This window comes from Spongiivirga citrea (assembly GCF_010671565.1).
GTDB classification, from domain to species: domain Bacteria; phylum Bacteroidota; class Bacteroidia; order Flavobacteriales; family Flavobacteriaceae; genus Spongiivirga; species Spongiivirga citrea.
This window is the reverse complement of sequence record NZ_JAABOQ010000001.1, coordinates 1-20,645: the sequence shown is the minus strand read 5'-3', so window position 1 is coordinate 20,645 and position 20,645 is coordinate 1. Positions and strand designations below refer to the sequence as shown.

The following is a 20,645-nucleotide window of genomic DNA, read 5'->3' as shown; positions in this document are numbered from 1 at the left end:
TACTAACAAACCACAATTAACTTATGAAAGATAGTATTAAACGATTTGCTAAAAAGACGTTCTTTTCTGCACCAAAATCAATGAGTCAAAATCACATTCAATTTTCTCAGGATCAACTGAATGAATTAAGAGGATCTATAGAGAGAAACTATCTGGATAGGGGCAATACGAAAAGCACCCTAGGAAAGGTAGAGTATGAAGATGCTATTTCCGGTCAATTATTCGAACGTTTAGATTACAATCGAAATAGAGTAGCTCCTTGGCTGAATAGTGTTAAAAATCTTAAAGGATTAAATATTCTTGAAATAGGCTGTGGTACAGGTATATCTACTCTCGCTCTTAGCGAGCAAGGAGCAAATGTTGTTGGCATAGATGTTGACGAGGGAGCGCTAGCTGTTGGCAGAGATCGTTTAAGAGTTGCTGGGTTCGAACCAGAAATGCACTTAATGAATGCCGATGCTATTGAAACCAATTTTAAAGATCGAAAATTTGATTTTATAATATATTACGCTGTTTTAGAACATATGACGGTAAACGAACGGTTAGTTTCGCTTAAAGCAGCTTGGGATATGTTACCTAAGGGATCATTCCTATCAGTTATCGAAACTCCAAATCGTTTATGGTACTACGATTCGCATACCGCAGCTATGCCTTTTTATGATTGGCTCCCTGATGATCTAGCGTATGCATATTCAAAGTTTTCCCCTAGAAAGGTTTTCAATGACTCATATTCTTACGAGAGTTTGGACGAAGCAAATATGAATAAGTTTTTGCGTTGGGGAAGAGGAGTAAGCTATCACGAGTTTGAAGTAGCCATAGCGCCACTCAATAAGTTAAATGTAGTAAGTAATTTAATGAACTATGAAAAAACTACTTTTCTTAAAAGTGGTTTTAAGGGATTGAAATACATCAAGTTTTTAAAATCACTAAAAAACGGAATCCCCTCTGGTTTTTGCCACCCTTATTTGGATATAGTTCTTCAGAAGTAATTGTTTTAAAAACAGCTGGTTTACATGTTAATATGGGTTTAAAGATCCTTTACATAACGAATGGGATATCTGGGCCTGGTGGTTTGGAAAGAGTTTTGTCTATAAAGGCAAGTTACCTTGCAGACACCTACGGATATGATGTTCATATCATGACACTTAACGAAAACCACGGAGACTTTTTTTATTCCTTTAGCTCGAAACTAACTATACACAATGTTGATTTAAAGCATAATAGAACAACATATCTGTTTAAATACAGATCAAGGATTAGAAACTTGATTAAACAAATTGGTCCTGACGTTATTTCGGTATGTGATGATGGTTTAAAAGGGCTAATGCTTCCTTTATTAAGAAGAAATAAGAATATTCCTGTTATATGCGAGCGACACGCCTCGAAACAAATTTTTATCAATAGCAACAATGAGAGTTTTATTGATAGATTGAAGTATACTTTTAAAGAAAAGTTACTGAATTTTTTTGCCAAAAAGTTTGATGCAGTAGTGGTGCTAACAAATGGAAGTTTGTCAGAGTGGAAGCTCTCAAATTTAAAGGTTATCCCTAATCCGCTATCATTCTACCCTGATAATTCAAGTACGTTAAAAAACAAAAGAGTAATTATGGTTGGAAATCATGGTTTCCAAAAAGGGATTGACCGTTTGCTTAATAGCTGGAAGACGATTACAGGCGGATTTGATGAATGGAAGCTTGAAATTTATGGCAAAAAGGACAAGGATGGGATTCATTTAAAGTTAGCCGAGAAGTTAAATATTCGCAATAGTGTGGAATTTTATGACCCGGTTAAAAATATTGCAGATAAATACAAGCAGGCTTCAATTTATGTGATGCCTTCCAGATCAGAAGGATTTGGAATGGTCCTAATTGAGGCAATGGCTTTTGGAATCCCATGTGTTTCTTTTGATTGCCCGCATGGTCCCGCAGACATAATTACTAATGAGGTAGATGGATTGCTGGTAGAAAATGATAATGTTGAAGCGTTTGGAATATCGTTAAAAAGGCTTATGTCTGATGAAGGTTTAAGAAAAAGAATGGGGGGAGAAGCAAGAAAAAACGTTAGAAGATATCTAATTGAAGATGTCGCGAAAGAATGGGACGCACTGTTTAAATCGTTAGTTGCTTAAAATGAAAAGGATAGCAATATTAACGGATTCGATTAACAAGATTGGCGGAATAGAGAGTCTGATTCAGCTAAAAGCTAATTATTGGAGTACTCGAAAAAATTATAGCGTGCATATTGTTACTACAGAACAAAAAGGGCAGGAGCCCTTTTTAAAAATGTCACCTGAAGTCGATTTCCATGATCTTGGAATAGGATATGACAGGAATAAAAGCTATTTCGGGTTGAAAAACTTACCTAAGGTGGCAAAGAATTTTTTTTTATTGCAAAAAAAAATAAATCAAATTAAACCCGATGTTGTCATCGTTGCAAATCACATTCCAGTTAGCTTTTTCTTTATTTTTTTGAAGACCAAAGCCAGGTGGGTGAAAGAGTTTCATTTTTCTAAATTTTATAGATCGAAATTAAAACCAACCCTTTTTACGCGTTATGAGCAATTTTTAGAATCAAAATATGACCATTTAGTGGTACTAAATCCGGAAGAACGTAATTTTTATCCGTCTGAAAATGCTGTAACAATCCCTAATCCTGTTTTAACTATAGAAGAAAAGGAGCTAGTTGATTATGACAACCGTTCTAAAATTGCAATAGCAGCTGGGAGAATTTCTTATGTCAAGCGAATGGATATTTTAATTGATATATGGCAAGAATTTGTAAAACATAACAGTGATTGGCAACTACATATTTATGGCAACGGCGAATCGGGGTATGTAAAAAAGCTTCATGATAAGATAGAATCGTTGCATTTAGATAAATACATTAAATTCATGGGAGCCATTGATAATGTCCCCGAAATAATGAAAAAGGCAAGTCTTTACTTAATGACATCGAGTCAAGAGTGTTTTCCGATGGTCTTGTTGGAAGCCCAATCAGTAGGCTTGCCTATAATTTCGTTTGATTGTCCTACGGGTCCTAGAAATATTATAACTCATGAGTACGATGGTATTCTAGTTGAAAACGATAATAGAAGTTCGTTTGTCGAAAATTTGATAAAATTAGCTTCTAACGAACAAGAAAGAAAGAGATTAGCAAATAATGGTGTAGAAAGCGTGCAAAAATATCATGTTGATGCTATTATGGCTAAATGGGATGATCTCATAATTAAGTCGAAGTAGTAAACTATTAATGAAATAGCAATGAATACTTTAGTTTCTTTAGATTGGTACTATCCTCTATATCTAAATGGGTGCTTTTTCCTTGTGTTTTTAACGCTATTTCATTCAAGTATTTTAAAACTAAATAATAGTAAGAATCTGTTATATATTAATGGAGTAGGGTATATTTTATTAATCCTGCTCATATTACATATGGGGTTACGGCCCATTAGTGGAAAATTCGGCGACACTATTAACTACAATACCGGATATCAAAATTATATATTAGGAGCAGAAATCGCAGACGTTAATGATTACGGTTGGCATGTATTCATGCAAGCATCTGCTCAGGTAATGTCAATTCATGCTTTTTTTACAATATGTGCATTTATTTACATATACCCAATGTATCGTATATCTCGGGAGTTTTTTAAAGAGTATTGGTTCTATGCGTTCTTTATGTTTGTCGTATCCTTTTCGTTTTGGACATACGGAGTAAATGGTGTTAGAAATGGAGCAGCATGTTCGTTATTTCTTTGGGGAGTAAGCCATCATCGAAATAAAGTGGTAATGGCAATACTTTTTGCTCTTGCTACTATGTTTCACAAAACATTGTTTCTTCCTATTGCAGCGTTTCTAGTAACCTATTTTTATAATAAACCTAAAACCTACTTCTTTGGATGGCTTGCTTGTATTCCTTTATCGTTAATCATGGGTGGAGTGTGGATAACTCTTTTTACCAGCTTGGGTTTTGGAGATGATAGACTGTCAGGATATTTGACTTCACAGGCAGAAGAAGGGGTATTTAAAAGTACGGGCTTTCGATGGGATTTTTTATTCCATAGCGCATTCGCTGTTTTTGCTGGATGGTATTTTGTTTTTAAACGCAAGTTTAAAGACGAAATGTATTTTAAACTTCTAAATACCTATCTATTATGTAATGGTTTTTGGATATTAATTATACGAGCTAACTATTCCAATCGATTTGCATATTTGTCATGGTTTATGATGGCAATTATCATTATTTATCCGTTCTTAAAACAACGTTTTTTCAAAAATCAAAACCTGATGATTGGTAAGGTAATGTTCGTTTATTTCGCATTTACCTATTTCATGTATTATTTCTATGGAGCGTAATTTTTAGCATTTAATTAAATGAAAACACTAACAGTATTTACACCAACTTATAATAGAGCATATTGCTTAGATAAGTGCTATGAGAGCTTGATTAGGCAGACTAGTGATGATTTTTTATGGTTAATTATTGATGACGGTTCTACTGATAATACAAAGGAGTTGGTAAAAACCTGGATAGAGGATGATAAAATACAGATCAAATATCACTATCAAGAGAATCAAGGAATGCATGGGGGACATAATGCAGCCTATAGGCTGGTAGATACAACTTTAAATGTTTGTATTGATAGTGATGATTTTATGCCTGATAATGGTGTAGAGAAAATATTGCAGTCATGGAGTTTGATAAAGGATAAATCTGAATACGCTGGGATTGTTGGACTAGATGCAGATCCAAGCGGAACTATTATCGGTACAAAAATGCCAAATGACTTAAAAGAGACTACTTTATATGATATTTACAATAAGTACAAGGTAAAAGGAGATAAGAAACTAGTTTTAAGAACCGAAGTTGTAAAAAAGTACCCTCCATACCCAATTTTTGAAGGCGAGCGTTTTGTTCCCTTAGGATATCTTTATTTATTAATTGATCAGGATTACAACCTTTTTCCTGTAAATGATGTGTTCTGTATAGTTGAATATATGGAAGATGGATCGACTAGAAATATATTAAAACAATATAGAAGGCATCCTAGAGGGTTTGCATTTTCTAGAAAAAACCGAATGCAATTGGGTAAAAGTTTCAAGGAACGCTTCAAAAATGCAATTCATTATGTATCGAGCTCAATGTTTACCAAAAATGCTTCCTTTATAAAGGAGTCTCCCAATAAATCACTTACCATATTCGCAGTTCCCTTAGGAGTGTTGCTAAATGTATATATAAGATATAAAACCAGAGGGGAGTTTTAATGGTGGGTATTAGAGTACTACAAGTTTTTACCATTATGGATCGTGGAGGAGCGGAATCAATGATTATGAATTATTATCGTGCTTTGGACCGTTCTAAAATTCAATTTGACTTTTTAGTTCATAGGGAAAAACGAGGTCATTTTGATGATGAAATAGAGAAATTAGGTGGTCAGATTTTTAGAATGAACCCAATCAATCCGTTCTTTCCAAACTCATATTATGTGCAGTTAAGAAGTTTTTTTGAAACACATAAAAATTATAAAATAGTTCATTCGCATATTAATACGTTCAGCTATTTTACTTTAAAAATTGCTCAGGAATTTGGATTGCCTCATCGTATAGCACATGCTCATATAGCAATGAAGAAATTGACAATTTCAGACTTCTTTTTGGGAGGAGAAGGATTAAAGGATACGTTAAAAAAAATTATTAAGCTTCGGCTGAGAAAGAGAATTCATCAACACGCAAATTATTATTATGCCTGTGGAAATCTTGCCGGTAATTGGTTGTTTGGTAAAAAAACGGATTTCGGTATTATGAATAATGCTGTAAATTCTCGAGATTTTCAACCAAATACTGCGGTGTCAAACACATATAAAAAGGAGTTTGGGATTGAAACTGATTTGATTATTGGTCACGTTGGAAGGTTTGTAAATCAAAAAAACCATCATTACTTGCTTAAGGTTTTTAAAGAAATAGTGAGTAAGAAGAGCAATTGTAAACTTATATTAATAGGAGATGGGCCTTTAAGACAAGAAGTTGAACATCAAGGTAAGCAATTAGGAATTGATACCAATATCTATTTCCTTGGAGTAAGAGATGATATACCACAACTATATCAAATGATGGATGTTTTCATATTTCCTTCTTTATATGAAGGATTACCAGTTACATTGGTGGAAGCACAAGCAGCAGGATTAAAGATTTTTGCTTCGGATAGCATTACTCCAGAGATAGCAATTACAGATGATATTAAATTTTTATCAATTACAGAAGCACCCAATTTGTGGGCTAAGGAGGTCTTAAAATATACGAAGCCAGAAAAGAAGAATAATATAGAGTTAGTAGTCAATAATGGTTTTGACATTGTAGAAAATGCCAGGGCAATGGAGTCATTTTATTTGGGTTTAAATAGTTAAGTATTAATAGTTATGAGTAAATCAGCAATGTCCTTATATAATCGGTTACCATATTCTTTAAAGGTGATGGCATTGAACCTCAAAGGGTTTCTAAATAATAGGCAGCGGTATAATAGCGATTTTAAAAAGTACTTAAGTCAATATCTAAGTAACTGGTACGGTATAAGCAAAGATATCAATGCGTCTCAAAGAGCAAGTTTATTGATTTTGCTATCAGAGGTTTATCAACATTCTAATTGGTACTCTTCTAAGATGAAAGCACTCGATATTTCACTTGAAGATATACAAACAGATCCTTATGCAGTACTGGATAAAATGCCCATATTAGAAAAAAAGCATAGAAAGGAAAATGTACTTGATCTATCAAATGAGAGCAGAAAAACTGCAATGGTGCATTACACTAGTGGAACATCAGGTACGCCAACAGTTGATTATATAGATACTGATTCTATTAATAGGTCATTTGCCTTTTGGAAACGTTTTCATCATGTTATTGGAATTGATAGACGGGCGAAGCAAGTCCGATTATCGGGAAGGTTGATTGTTAGTCCTAGTAGAAAGAAAGCTCCTTTTTGGGTTTTCAATAGGATAGAAAATCAATTATTGATGTCGACTTATCATTTGACCGAGAAAAATATCGGCAAATACATACAAAAACTGAATAACTTTAAACCAGAATTGATTGATGGTTATCCATCCGCGGTTTATATTTTAAGTAAGTTTATTATTGAAAACAACATTGAACTTGATTTTATTCCCAAAGCCATAGCCGTTACGGCTGAGACACTTTTTGATTATCATCGTGATACTATTCAAAAAGCATTTAAATGTCATGTTTTTAATCAGTATGCATCCAATGAGGGTAGTCCACTTATTACTGAATGTACTGCGGGTGGCTTGCATTTAAATATCGATTCAGGGGTTTTTGAATTTTTGAGCTTAAATGGGATACCTGCTAAACCGGGTGAGATGGCGCAGCTTATTGTTACTAGTTTTATTAATTATAAGACTCCCCTAATTAGATATAGAATTGGTGATACGGTTTTGTTACCCGAAGTTGATACTGATTGTTCATGTGGGTGTGAAATGCCTATGGTAGAAAAGATTTTAGGCCGTGATGATGACATTTTGTGGACGGAGGAAAAAGGTTTTGTAGGAAGAATGGATACCGCTTATAAGGGCTTAACAGGAATGGAAAAAAGTCAGATCATTCAGGAAAGCCCCACCAATATCATTGTCAATTTAATTGCTAACGACAAGTATGATGAAAAAATTGAACAAGAGTTTATTCAAAACTTAAGAGATCGTCTTGGAAACAACATTAAAATTTCAATTAATAAAGTGAATGATATTCAACTAAGCTCAAATGGAAAGTTTATTGCTGTAAAGCGAAAATTTGAAATTCCACAATTGAATTCTTGATTATTTCACATCCTAATAATAGATCAACATAAAAAGTAATGGAGCCAATTAGGGTTTTACAGGTATTAACAATTATGAATCGTGGTGGAGCTGAAACCATGATTATGAATTATTACAGAAATATTGATCGATCAGTTGTTCAGTTTGATTTTTTATTGCACCGTAAGGAAGAAGGGGTGTTTGACTCTGAAATAAAAGGGCTAGGTGGAAGAATATATCGTTTACAGAATATTAGTCTAAAAAATTTGAGTTCATATAAAAAAGAGCTTTCTCATTTTTTTGAGAACCATCCCGAGTACAGGATTGTCCATTCTCATTTAAATGCACTTAGTGTTTTTGTGATGAAGGCTGCTAAAAAAGCTAAAATACCAATTCGTATAGCACACAGTCACACTAGTTTGTATAACCTAAATCTAAATCCTTTTTCTGATAAAAAACATGATTTATCATTCGCAATACGTTTTTTTGCACAAAACTTTTACAAGCGTAAAGTTCCATCATATGCAAACGTTTATTTTTCATGTGGTAAAAAAGCGGGTAACTGGTTATTTGGTTCGAAGAATAGTGACAAAGTTAGAATTATAAATAATGCAATTGATACCCATCAATTCACATATAATCCTGAAATATCCAAAACCAAAAAAATAGCTCTTGAGCTGTCGGATAAATTTATCGTTGGCCATGTGGGTAATTTTGTACAAGAAAAAAACCATCGGTTTATAATAGAAATATTTAACGAACTTCTAAAACAAGAAAAGAATGTTTTACTTGTTTTAGTTGGGGCAGGAGATGATAGTGACATCAGAAAATTAGCGGATCAGCTTGGTCTTGAAAATCAGGTAGTATTTCTTGGGGCCAGAAATGATGTTCCTGAAATTTTACAAGCGATGGATATATTTCTGTTCCCCTCAACAAATGAAGGCTTGCCCGTCACTTTAATTGAGGCACAAGCAGCAGGATTGCCTATAATTGCCTCAGACGAAATTTCTAAAGAGCTCAATGTAACGGGTCTGGTTAACTTTTTATCTTTGAAGACACCACCTTTAAATTGGGCTAAAATCTTGTTAGGGTCAAGGTTTAATAGGCGTTCAGATATGTCAAAAAAGATAATAGAAGCAGCGTATGATATCAAAAGTAACGCAAAAGAGCTTCAGGAATTTTATTGTAATAATTAAATAGCCACACATGTGCGGAATTAATGGAATAATAAGTACTTCCAGAAATAATGACGAGCTTCAATCTGGTATCAATGCTATGAATGATTTAATAGTTCATAGAGGTCCAGATGACGATGGTACTTTTATTGAGCAGCAAAAGAATTTTGGTATAGCCATGGGGATGCGAAGGCTTTCAATTATTGACCTTAATACCGGTAGCCAACCGATTTATTCTGATGATGGACAGTTGGTGATTGTTTTTAATGGTGAGATTTACAACTACAGAGAGCTTCGAAGTTTCTTAGAATCCGATGGTGTTAAGTTTACCACGCAGAGTGATACAGAGGTGATTTTAAGAATGTATGAAAAAGAGGGAACTTCATCTTTCAAGAAATTAGACGGTATGTTTGCCTTTAGCATCTTTGATAAGAGAAAAAATAAAGTGCTAATTGCTCGTGATTTTTTTGGTGAGAAACCACTTTATTACATCCATAAAAACAATGAGCTGTTATGGTGCTCAGAATTAAAATCATTAATAAATCAGCTCGATAAAAAGCCCGAAATTTCAACTTCAGGGTTAAATCTTTTTTTTCGACTTACATATATTCCTGCACCATTTACTATTTATGAAAATGTTCATAAGTTAGAACCGGATCATTACTTAAGTTACTCTATAGAAGAACAAAAAATTGAGATAGTTCCTATTGAAGAAACGGTTCCAATCATCAAAAAGCGTATATCCAAAGAAGATGCAAAGGCGAATGTTAAAAAATTAGTTACTGAAAGCGTCATAAGTAGATTAGTTGCTGATGTGCCTGTAGGAACTTTTTTGTCTGGTGGTGTTGATTCATCGATTGTGTCATTATGCGTAGCCCAGAATACAAATAAGGAAGTTAACACCTTTTCTATTGGATTTACAAAAAAATCCTACGATGAGACTGATAAGGCTAAAGAAGTTGCTCAACTAATTGGTAGTACGTATAACGAGTTTATTATTGATGAAAACAATCTGCGAGAACATATTGATGATATATTGTTGAATTTTGATGAACCCTTCGCCGATTCTTCATCAATACCAACCTACATGGTTTCTAACAAAACATCAGACTTTGTTAAGGTAGCTCTGACTGGGGATGGTGGTGATGAAGTTTTTGGAGGATACAATAAGTACTATATGGGAAAGATAAATCGTAGATATACCAGATTTGTTCCCAAGTTTATGCATAGAGTTTTTTTAAAAATATCAGATAAGTTGCTGAAATCTAAGCATGATGCACGTGAAGGAATTTTTAAAATCAAAAGGTTGTTGACAGCCATTGATTACTCAGGGAACCATTATTGGGATATTATCTCTTTAGGATTTGCAGGAAATTCTTTATCTAAATACTTATTACCAGATAAATATGATAGTACACCTTTTCAATATTATCAAAAGAAAACGGGTATAGAAAAACCAACTAGTCTAACGGATTACAGAATCATAGATAAGCATATGAGTCTAGAAGGTGATATGCTTGTAAAAGTTGATAGAACCAGTATGTTAAACTCCTTAGAGTGTCGAGCACCTTTTCTGAATAAGAAACTTTGGAATTATGTAAATACGCTTCCGGAAGAATACCTGCTGAATGGTTGGGACAAAAAGCATATACTTAAAGAAGCTTTTAAAGATGAGTTTTCTCCCGGATTTCTTGATAAATCTAAGGAGGGATTCGCGGTTCCGGTTGGCGACTGGTTAAGATCGACTTTAAAAGAAGAACTTATGCACTTTGTTAATGACGATTTTTTAACTAAGCAAGGTGTTTTTGATCCTGAGCAGATACAGAAATTAGTAAATGACCATTTAACAGGGAATGATCAAACATTTAAAGTATGGTCGTTCTTCTGCTTTCAGAAATGGTATTCCAAAAACTACTTGTAAATAAAAAAGCGCGGTTTAATAACCGCGCTTTTATTGTAAAGTTTACTAAATTTCTAGTTACAACTATTTCCAGTTCTTGATACTTCGCTCTCACTGGTTGTACTATTTATAAGAATACATTCAAAATTAGAGGGTTTGGTAATCGTATTGTTATTAATGGTAATGTTAGTGTTTACATTGCTAAGCGCAATGCCATGACCATTATCCGTATTAATTGTATTTGTAAGAATTTCGACACCTGAAGATGCACTCATTTGAATACGAGCTAAAGACTCGTTATTTTGGAAAATTACACCACTCGTTTTGGAGAATTGAACCACCGCATCAGAGGTATCAAAATTATTCCGCTCAACAGTAATAGTATTATTTGCATATTCAGCACCTTGATTCAAATCAATGAAATTTAAATGGGCAGTTTGAACATCAATACTATTGTTCGCGATAAGCACATTACTTGCATGGGTAATTTGGAAGGTGATTCCTCGGCTATTACCTCTGCTTGATAGAATTGTATTGCCTGTGATTTCAGCATCATAAAATTCAAATAATTGAATGGCGTTTATAGTATTATTTATGGTGTTGTCATAAATTTTCATTTTACCAAGATAGCCAGTGATACCAGTTGAATAACCGGTAATTGTATTACCGTAAATTTCATTGTTGAAAACGGTATCACCTGATCCACCTGCTATGATCGCTGGTTTGTTTAGAATACTTTCAGCAGTAAAGGTGTTATTTCTAATCTTAGAATTCGATGCAAAACTCCAACCAGCACTAGTATCTAAATTGTTATTTTCTATAATAATATTATCACCAACAAAAATTGTGAACGAACCAACTCTACTATTTCTTTCAGTATTACCACGTATAATAACGTCTTGTACACGCTGATAATCAATAATTTCATTAGTCGCCGCGTCTCTTTGACGAACAGGCTCGATATCAATAGCATGGCCTACAACACCTCCATCGGAGTCTGGGGTTGGTTGAGCAGTATCAATAAACGTGTTATTTTCAATTAAAATATCACGACCATCAGTCAAAGCCAAGGCAATAGTTCTAACTTTTTCGAAGACACAGTTGCGAACTGTCACGTTCCGTGTGGGATTGTAGTTATCGGTAAAAGTAAATCCAGTGGAATTAATATTAACACCGCTTAAAGCCCCTTTCACGAACTTTATACCATCTAAAACTACATTATTTCCCGATCGTATGGTAAAAAGATGTGAGCCTTCTTCAGCATTAGGTCTAGTGTAATTATAAAGGTCTCTGGCTCCGTAAAGAACTCCCCCTTGTACATTAACATTAGATACCTCATGTATTGCTAAAAGTGAAGCAGCATTATTGCTATCAGTTGGAAACACACGAAGAACAGTTTCATCACTCATTATTAAATTGAAATCGCCGGGAATATTTACAGCTTCGACGAAAGGATAAAAGTTTTGATCAGAAGTAGTGCTTGTTACTTTATTTATTTCAAAATAGGCATCAAATTTTCCCATATTGAAAGTGGTAGCACTTAAATCTTTTACGAAGAACATTAAACCCTCTAAGTTATCATTATTTTTCTGTGCTATATCAGATGTAGTTTCGCCTTGTACAAAATCCCACCGCTCTGGATAGAAATCAAAAATTTCGCTAATTAATGTAGCGCTACCTGAAATTTGTAAATCCTTATTAAGTAGCCTACCATCAATTTGACCATTATCAAAATTTAGGGTTCCATTTATTATTTGTCCCCCATCATATTCAAGAATCACATTAGAAGGTAAAGTAACAGTTTGTCCGCCTAAATCTAATGTACATGAAATTTGGTATGTTTGACCACTTGCAAAAGTATCTGCTCCATAATCACATGGAGTTTCATTAATAGGAAGCGTACCAACTTCGTCAGTATTTGGTGGATCGTCTGGTTCAGTTGGGTCTGTGGGTTCATCAACGGGTTCATCTTCGGGCGATTCTTCTCCGTCAGTCGGGTCATCTGCCATTTCTTCTTCTGCTTGTTTAATAATGAAGTCTAAATCCTCTTCTGTAGAGCAAGAAGAACTTAGAAAAAGAAATGAAAATAGGATTAAGTAGATTGTGGAAGTTTGTAATTTTTTCATTTTACATTTAGTTTTTGGGTCACGTTGTGTCGACTAAAATATGTTTTTAACGACAAAAACGCTTAAAAAATCGATAAAATGCATTAATTTTATCTTTTTTCACTTTTATTTAACATTTTTGGTGATCTGAAAAAATAGTCAATTTTAAGGTGATTTACAAGAGTTCGTTTCCTTGTTCGATACATAACGTTCTTTCAATCAATTAATTGTAGTTAATCAATTCCCTGAAAACACACTTGTCATTCATTTAAGACTAGAAATAAACTACTTGATTCTATTTAAATCAGATTTGATGTAAGTACGAGAAAAATCTTCATTTGGATTAGGGCGAGATTATTTTTTCGTTGAACGGGAATAAAGAGAAAGTTGCTTTTGTCCTATACTACTTGTTTTATTTTTTTAACAGCTATAAAGAGTGGTCTTGAATTAGCAAAGTTGGTAAACAATTTTCGTTTAAGTGTGTTAGAGTATACTTTAACAGGATAATTATTATTTGCCCTTAATTTTTTCAGAGAAGCGGTTACAAACTCTGTTTTATAATTAAATCGGTAAAGACTAAAGAGTAGACCATATAGATAATTTCCCAGCCATTTATTAAAAGCTAATTTTTTTCTTGAATCTTCTATTGAATTTACAAGAACTCTCAAGTCGTTTCCAACAGTAATACTATCATTGGCCAGCTTATTTAGGTGCGCTTCAGATCTTTTATTCATTAATGAAGCAGGATTTTCAATATAATTATAGCAAATAAGATTTATTGACCTTAAGCGATCAATTTTATTTAATAACCTAAAGCTAAAATGAAAGTCTTCTGGCCCTCGCACATCTTCTTTAAAAAGAATAGAATGTTCTGTAAGCACCCGAGCTTTGATGATTTTACACCATACTGAATTCACAAAAAAATTACGCTCTAAAAGCTCTGGAACTAGTAGGTCCTCATCCGGAACTGCATGTAAAGCTTCTATTTGCCCTTCGGTTGTTACCGTTTGATGACCTACAATATATAAATCAAGATCATCTTCTAATTCCGAAATTACTTTGGCTACCACATTACTTTCTAGGTAATCATCTGCATCAATAAACCAGATGTATTTTCCTCTGGCTTGTTTTATTCCAAAATTTCGGGTGAAACCTGGCCCATGGTTCTCATTAATATAAAGTTGAATAGCTGGATGTTCTTCGGCTAATTGTTGACAAACCTTTTGGGTATTGTCAGTAGACCCATCATTAACAATGATAATTTCATAAATAGTATGATCAGAAAATTGAACCGAAATGGAAGTAACGCATCGTTCGATAAACGCTTCTGCATTGTACGCGGGAATAATAAAGCTTAATAACATACGATAGCCTTTTAATTATCATTTTAAAGCATTTAAGTAGTACTAAGACTTTTCTAAAATTTGGGATTTCAAAAAGTAATGTTCAGATATAATCTGATTTAGATGTGGAAAGGTAAGAAAGAAATCTCAATGTGATGAATGGATTTACTGTGTTTAGCGAATTAATAAGGTGTTCATCGAAAAAGGGGTATTTCCCCTTTATCCAAGAATCATATTTTTCCTACAAATTCTTTCCTTGGAATAATTTGTATCTCTTCAAGCCAATGTGCAAGCGATTTGTAAGCAGTACGACTTCGGGATGTACGTTTAAGTGGCGCTTTCTTAATGTTTGATTTTCTTACAGATACTATTTATATGCCTTTCAACGAATATCGTATTTGTTTGGTCGATATCTAAATTAAAATCAAATATAATATACCGAGATTGGGGTTCCCATTTACGCCAAGACCTATTTATACTTCAATTAAAATAAAATAGGGGCGATAATGAACAAGCATGAGCAGATAGGATTTTGTAAAAGATGCACAAAATCTAAATTAAAGAAAATTTACTATACTTTTTTACTTACTTTTTTCACTTTCTCTTTGTGGGGCCAACAAATCAATTTTGGGTCTACAGGTTTAGTTGGAGAATCTGTTATTAATCCAACATCCCTAGAATTTGGTCCAAATGGAAAGCTATATGTTTCTCAACAAAATGGTATTATTTGGGAGTTTACTATAGAAAGAGATGATGCGACTCCAGGAAGTGGAACCTATACAGTAATAGAAAGTAATTCAATTAGCTTGGTTCAAACAGAGACACCAAATCATAATGATGATGGTACCATTAACACTTCTAACACTAGACAAATCACCGGATTGCTTACTGCTGGTACCGCTCAAAACCCTATTCTATATGTTACATCTTCAGACTCCCGTATTGGAGGTGGTGGTGGTGCCGGAAACGATACAAATCTGGATACAAACTCGGGTGTAATATCTAGGTTAACTTGGAATGGCAGTTCCTGGGATAAGGTGGATCTTGTTAGAGGATTACCGCGCTGTGAGGAAAATCACTCAACTAACGGGCTAGATCTTTTTACTCTCAACGGGAATACTTATTTATTAGTACAACAAGGAGGAAATACCAATCAGGGGTCCCCAAGTAATAATTTTGCCGGTTCTACCGAGTTTTATTTAGCTGGAGCGTTATTAATAGTTAACGTAACTCAGCTCGAACAGATTGAATCTCAAAATGGCGGTCCATACATCGATTCTCGTCAGGGTAGTACGGCCTATATATATGATTTACCGACTGTTGACGACCCTGAAAGAATAAATATTGACAATACAAGCCCATCTTTCCCATACCCCTTGGGGCACCCGATGTACAACGCGACCATCGATTTAGGTGATCCTTTCGGTGGAAATAACGGGCTAAATCAAGCATTTTCTGAGACAGGAGGTCCTGTTCAGATATTTTCGCCTGGTTATCGAAACGCTTATGATATTGTAATTACCGAAGGCGGTCTAATTTATACTGGAGATAATGGGCCTAATGGAGGCTGGGGAGGTACACCAAGAATTTATGATAGTAATGGTAATTTGAAAGGACAGCATTATAACACTACCTATGAGCCGCAAAATGGAGATTACGTCACAAATGAATTTAATATTGAAAATGGACGCACACATGGAGATGCGTTACATTACGTGGGTACTATTAATGATGCAAATGGCACTTACTACGGGGGACACCCAGTCCCTATTCGTGCTTTTCCCGAGCAGGCGGGAGTATATAAATATGAGTATAATGGTACTGATTGGGATAATAATGGCTCTTATAATTGGGCTGATATTATACAAGGAGTATCTGGTTATTTCAACACAAATTTTACAATAGCTGATTTCCCAAATGATACGAGACAAGGAGAATATCTAGCCGATAATAGCAACCCAACTAAGGTTAATATCCTTGATGTTGTCAATTCTTCTACCAATGGAATTTGTGAGTATACTGCGACTAATTTTAGTGGGGTAATGCAAGGAGATATTCTTACAGCATCGTTTAACGGTAATATTAATAGGTATTCATTAAATGCCGCCGGTGATGGTACTACTTTAATTGATAATGGGTTCTTAAGTGGTTTTGGAAACATTCCTTTGGATGTGATAGCTCAGGGTGATAACGACCCCTTTCCTGGTACAATCTGGGCAGCAACTTATGGTGCAGATAATATTACAATTTTTGAGCCAAATGATTTTGGTGATTGTTTCCAACCAGGTGATACCGAATATGATCCCTTAGCGGATTATGATGGTGATGGCTATACGAACCAAGATGAGATCGACAATGGAACTAATCATTGTTCAGCAGGAAGTAGTCCTAATGACAATGATGGGGATTTAATTTCGGATTTAAATGATCCTGATGATGACAATGACGGAATACCTGATCTCCAGGATGCTTTTTCTATTGACGCCCAAAATGGTACTAACAAAAATTTGCCGGTACTTCATCCTTTTTGGAATAATGATCCTGGAACTGGATTTCTCGGACTAGGCTTTATGGGCTTAATGCTCGATCCTAATGGAGCTACGGACTATTTAACGCAGTTTGATATCGATAATATGTCTTTTGGCGGTGCTGGAGGAAAAGCAACGGTTGATGCTGTGACTTCTGGAACTGCTGAAGCAGGAAGTAACACGCAACAGTATGCATTTCAATTTGGCGTAAATGTCGATTCAAATTCAAATACATTTACGGTTCATTCAAAGATTGAAACTCCTTTTGGCGGTGTACCGCCTCTTGTAGGTCAATCATACGGTATTTACATTGGAAACGGAGATCAGGATAATTATCTTAAGGTAGCCTTAATGAATGGTGTGAACCCTGGAGACTCTGTAGACGGAATTGAAGTGACACTAGAGGAGAATGGGATAGTAACATCTAATACCTATGACATTCCTAATTTGTTGGCTGCAACTGGAGTTGATATTTATATTAGCATAAATCCTTCCCAAAATTCTGCTCAGGTCTTTTATTCTTTAAACAGTGGATTAGACATTACTAGCTTAGGTGGGCCAATTACAATACCAGCTAGTTTCCTAGATGCTTCTGATAATAAGGGTATGGCAGTTGGGTTGATAGCTACTTCAGGAAGTTCTTCTTCTCCTTATATAGCAACATGGGATTTCATCAATATTACCGAAGATCAGCCAAGCGCTTTGGTGGCGACACCTTCATCACTAGATTTTGGACAATTAGATATCAATAGTAGTGCTGCTGAATTAAATATTACGGTAGTAAATCAAGGAGGGCCAGCCGATGGACCGATTGATGTTAGTGCAATTAATATTACGGGCTTTGACGCAAGCTTATTTAGCACAAGTGCTTCCGTTCCTTTTGCTGTAGGAGCCGGATCGGAGCGTATTGTTCCAATAACTGTTAGTCCTGATGATATTCAAGGCCTTCGACAGGCTAATCTAGAGATTGTTCATTCTGGGCAAAATTCACCATTGATAATTCCGCTATCGGTAACCTTAGCAGAACCAGTTATTACAGGACCTTTAGTTCGTATTAGTGTAGGTAGCCTATCCGCGGTTACTGCAACTGATGATGGCCCGGACTGGGAGTCTAATCCAAATAACGGTGCCTACAATGGAGTATCCTATAGTGTGAATACAGGTAGTAATGCTAATTCAAGTATTCAATATGCAAATCGCCATTCTTCAATTCCTGCTTATATTGATCAAGCTACATTTGGTGGTCTTTTCAACCGCGAGCGTTATGATGTTGCAAGTGGGGAGGAAATGGAGTTTACTATTCCCGTTCAAAATGGCACTTATACTGTGAATTTATTCATGGCTAATAACTATGGAGGAACGGCCAATCCTGGTGATCGCATATTTGATATTTTGGTAGAAGGAGTTGTAGTTGAAGACAATCTTGATCTGGTTGCTACTTATGGACATAAGGTTGCAGTAATGTTAAGCTATCCAGCTACAGTAACGGATGGTGTTTTAAGCGTTTCTTTCGGACATGTTGTTGAGAACCCATTAATTAATGCGATTGAAATATTGGGAGGTGGTAGTTCTGTGAATCAAGCCCCAAGTGCAATTGCAGGGGCTACGCCCCTAAGCGGAGAAACTCCTTTAGAAGTTACTTTTACTGGAAGTGGCTCTACTGATGATAATGGTATTGTTAGTTATTCATGGGATTTTGGGGATGGAGGTTCATCAACTGATGCTGACCCCGTTTATTCTTACACTGGAATCGGAGTATTTAGCGCTACATTAACCGTAACTGATGGTGGCGGGCTTTCGGATAGCGCATCGGTTCAAATTACGGTGAATGATGTGAATTCGGGACCGTTGACGATCGATCCAATAGCGGATCAGTTTAATAATGTAAATGATACTCCAACAGTTAGTGCATCGGCATCGGGAGGAGACCCGAATGAAAATGTAACCTATTCGATAACTGGGCAGCCTGCTGGGGTTACTATTGAACCCACGAATGGACAAATTATTGGAGTCATTCAACAAGCGGCGCTTACTGGCGGTCCTAATAGTGATGGTGTACATACAGTAACAGTTACTGCTGCTAAACCAGGATCTGTGGATGTTTCAACTCAATTTAGCTGGACAATTTCTCCCTCTGGAACTTTAGCATGGTTTGACAAGGATGAGGACGAAAATTATACCGCTAGACACGAGTGTTCGTTTGTGCAAGCGGGGGATAAGTTTATCATGTTTGGTGGAAGAGAAAACGCGAGAACCCTTGATATATACGATTATGGTACTAATACATGGGCTTCCTTAACAAATTCTGCTCCAATTGAATTTAATCATTTTCAAGCAGTAGAATATCAGGGACTTATTTGGGTTATTGGTGCATTTAAGGATAACAACTTTCCTGATGAAGTACCCGAAGATCATATTTGGTCATTCAATCCTGCAACACAAGAATGGATTCAAGGACCAGAGATTCCTCAGAGCAGAAAACGAGGATCAACAGGCTTAGTTGTTAATAATGATAAGTTTTATATTCTGGCGGGTAACACAAATGGACATAGCGGAGGTTTTGTCCCCTGGTTTGATGAATATGATCCAGCTACTGGTATATGGACTGCACTACAGGATGCTCCACGAGCTAGAGACCATTTCCATGCTGCTGTGATAGATGGGAAATTGTATGCAGCCTCAGGTAGGCTTTCAGGAGGCACAGGTGGTGTATTCGGGCCTGTTATTCCCGAAGTAGATGTGTATGATTTTAGCACGTCAACATGGAGCACCCTGCCGGTTGGGCAAAACCTACCGACTCCAAGAGCTGCTGCTGTTGTTACTAACTTTCAAAATAAGCTACTTGTAGCGGGAGGGGAAGTTCCAGGCATTATAACTACTGCACTTACCACAACCGAAATCTATGATCCGGTGACCGGATCATGGGACACGGGCACTGACTTAAACCATGGACGACATGGAACTCAGGGTATTGTATCTGGTAATGGAGTCTTCGTAGCAGCAGGTTCACCAAATCGAGGAGGTGGAAATCAAAAAAACATGGAGTTTTATGGCGAAGATAGCCCTACCGGGGCTCCAAGTATTGCAAGTATTTTAAACGCTGATGCATCAGTACAATTTACTCCTGGTGAACAAAAAAATACACTAGTGAATATTTCCGGTGGCAATATCGGAATAATCATAAAATCAATTAGTATTGCCGGGACGGATGCAAGTGAGTTTAGTATTCAATCTGGTGATTTAACGAATGCTTTATTAAATGCTAATAGTCAACATACGATTAATATCGTACATACAGGTAGCCAATCAAACAGAACTGCCGATTTGATTATTAGTTATAATGATTCGAGTACTCATACAATTACATTAAATGTATCTGATTCTGGAGCAAATCAGGCTCCCGTTGCGGTGGCAAATGCAACACCACAAAGTGGTCTGGTACCTTTACAGGTGACTTTTACAGGCAGTAGTTCGACAGATGATGTAGGAATCACCAGTTATGCGTGGAATTTTCAAGATGGAAATACATCAAATCTTGCTGATCCTACTCATACCTTTAATAACATAGGAACATACAATGTAACTTTAACTGTAACAGATGGCGAAGGACTTACTGATTCGACAATAGTCACGATAGTGGTCGATTCTATTCCGGTTAATCAACCCCCTGTTGCTATTGCTTCTGCTACCCCATTGAGCGGTACTGTTCCATTAGAGGTTAGTTTTACGGGGAGTAATTCTACTGATGATGTGGGTATTACATCGTATAGTTGGAATTTTCAGGATGGTT

At 35.7% G+C, this 20,645-nt stretch carries 12 protein-coding genes; 10 read left to right on the top strand and 2 right to left on the bottom strand.

Annotation, left to right across the window (positions count from 1 at the left end):
- Window positions 1-23 precede the first annotated feature (23 nt).
- Genes GWK10_RS00060 through asnB form a run of 9 tightly spaced genes read left to right on the top strand, consistent with a single transcriptional unit; the run spans window position 24 to window position 10,900 of the window.
- Complete coding sequence (locus GWK10_RS00060; protein ID WP_164028862.1) at window positions 24-989, top strand: class I SAM-dependent methyltransferase; 966 nt, start codon at window positions 24-26, stop codon at window positions 987-989.
- Window positions 990-1,021: 32 nt separating this feature from the next.
- Window positions 1,022-2,128, top strand: coding sequence for a glycosyltransferase family 4 protein (locus GWK10_RS00055; RefSeq protein WP_164028861.1), 1,107 nt, complete (start codon window positions 1,022-1,024; stop codon window positions 2,126-2,128).
- Window position 2,129: 1 nt separating this feature from the next.
- Window positions 2,130-3,239, top strand: a complete 1,110-nt coding sequence (locus GWK10_RS00050; RefSeq protein WP_164028860.1) for a glycosyltransferase family 4 protein — start codon at window positions 2,130-2,132, stop codon at window positions 3,237-3,239.
- Window positions 3,240-3,260: 21 nt separating this feature from the next.
- The gene (locus GWK10_RS00045) at window positions 3,261-4,355 is read left to right on the top strand and encodes an EpsG family protein (protein ID WP_164028859.1); all 1,095 of its coding nucleotides are present in this window, start codon (window positions 3,261-3,263) and stop codon (window positions 4,353-4,355) included.
- Between the two features lie 18 nt (window positions 4,356-4,373).
- Window positions 4,374-5,264, top strand: a complete 891-nt coding sequence (locus tag GWK10_RS00040) for a glycosyltransferase family 2 protein (RefSeq protein ID WP_164028858.1) — start codon at window positions 4,374-4,376, stop codon at window positions 5,262-5,264.
- Window positions 5,264-6,403 (top strand): glycosyltransferase family 1 protein, encoded by a 1,140-nt coding sequence (locus GWK10_RS00035; protein WP_164028857.1) that lies wholly within the window; start codon window positions 5,264-5,266, stop codon window positions 6,401-6,403. Before GWK10_RS00040 ends, GWK10_RS00035 begins: the two co-directional genes overlap by 1 nt.
- Window positions 6,404-6,415: 12 nt before the next feature.
- Window positions 6,416-7,825 carry a phenylacetate--CoA ligase family protein gene (locus GWK10_RS00030; protein ID WP_164028856.1) on the top strand — a complete coding sequence of 470 codons (1,410 nt, stop codon included), beginning with the start codon at window positions 6,416-6,418 and terminating at the stop codon, window positions 7,823-7,825.
- Window positions 7,826-7,863: 38 nt separating this feature from the next.
- A complete protein-coding gene (locus GWK10_RS00025) occupies window positions 7,864-9,000 on the top strand; it encodes a glycosyltransferase family 1 protein (RefSeq protein ID WP_164028855.1) in 1,137 nt (378 codons plus the stop codon).
- A gap of 10 nt (window positions 9,001-9,010) precedes the next feature.
- Window positions 9,011-10,900: an asparagine synthase (glutamine-hydrolyzing) gene (gene asnB / locus GWK10_RS00020; protein WP_164028854.1), complete on the top strand. Its 1,890-nt coding sequence runs from the start codon at window positions 9,011-9,013 to the stop codon at window positions 10,898-10,900.
- A gap of 53 nt (window positions 10,901-10,953) precedes the next feature.
- Here asnB and GWK10_RS00015 read toward each other — a convergent pair whose 3' ends face one another.
- Both GWK10_RS00015 and GWK10_RS00010 read right to left on the bottom strand, forming a co-directional pair.
- Window positions 10,954-13,005 carry a right-handed parallel beta-helix repeat-containing protein gene (locus GWK10_RS00015; protein WP_164028853.1) on the bottom strand — a complete coding sequence of 684 codons (2,052 nt, stop codon included), beginning with the start codon at window positions 13,003-13,005 and terminating at the stop codon, window positions 10,954-10,956.
- Between the two features lie 377 nt (window positions 13,006-13,382).
- The gene (locus tag GWK10_RS00010; protein ID WP_164028852.1) at window positions 13,383-14,348 is read right to left on the bottom strand and encodes a glycosyltransferase family 2 protein; all 966 of its coding nucleotides are present in this window, start codon (window positions 14,346-14,348) and stop codon (window positions 13,383-13,385) included.
- A 485-nt stretch (window positions 14,349-14,833) separates the two neighbouring features.
- On the opposite strand from GWK10_RS00010, the gene GWK10_RS18605 reads away from it, so the two are divergent.
- A partial coding sequence (locus tag GWK10_RS18605; RefSeq protein ID WP_164028851.1) for a PKD domain-containing protein occupies window positions 14,834-20,645 on the top strand: 5,812 nt, incomplete at its 3' end.

Excerpts from the sequence above, each read along its gene's own strand:
- GWK10_RS00060 (WP_164028862.1), top strand. The coding sequence starts at position 24 with ATGAAAGATAGTATTAAACGATTTGCTAAAAAGACGTTCTTTTCTGCA.
- GWK10_RS00055 (WP_164028861.1), top strand. The coding sequence starts at position 1,022 with ATGGGTTTAAAGATCCTTTACATAACGAATGGGATATCTGGGCCTGGT.
- GWK10_RS00050 (WP_164028860.1), top strand. The coding sequence starts at position 2,130 with ATGAAAAGGATAGCAATATTAACGGATTCGATTAACAAGATTGGCGGA.
- GWK10_RS00045 (WP_164028859.1), top strand. The coding sequence starts at position 3,261 with ATGAATACTTTAGTTTCTTTAGATTGGTACTATCCTCTATATCTAAAT.
- GWK10_RS00040 (WP_164028858.1), top strand. The coding sequence starts at position 4,374 with ATGAAAACACTAACAGTATTTACACCAACTTATAATAGAGCATATTGC.
- GWK10_RS00035 (WP_164028857.1), top strand. The coding sequence starts at position 5,264 with ATGGTGGGTATTAGAGTACTACAAGTTTTTACCATTATGGATCGTGGA.
- GWK10_RS00030 (WP_164028856.1), top strand. The coding sequence starts at position 6,416 with ATGAGTAAATCAGCAATGTCCTTATATAATCGGTTACCATATTCTTTA.
- GWK10_RS00025 (WP_164028855.1), top strand. The coding sequence starts at position 7,864 with ATGGAGCCAATTAGGGTTTTACAGGTATTAACAATTATGAATCGTGGT.
- asnB (WP_164028854.1), top strand. The coding sequence starts at position 9,011 with ATGTGCGGAATTAATGGAATAATAAGTACTTCCAGAAATAATGACGAG.
- GWK10_RS00015 (WP_164028853.1), bottom strand. The coding sequence starts at position 13,005 with ATGAAAAAATTACAAACTTCCACAATCTACTTAATCCTATTTTCATTT.
- GWK10_RS00010 (WP_164028852.1), bottom strand. The coding sequence starts at position 14,348 with ATGTTATTAAGCTTTATTATTCCCGCGTACAATGCAGAAGCGTTTATC.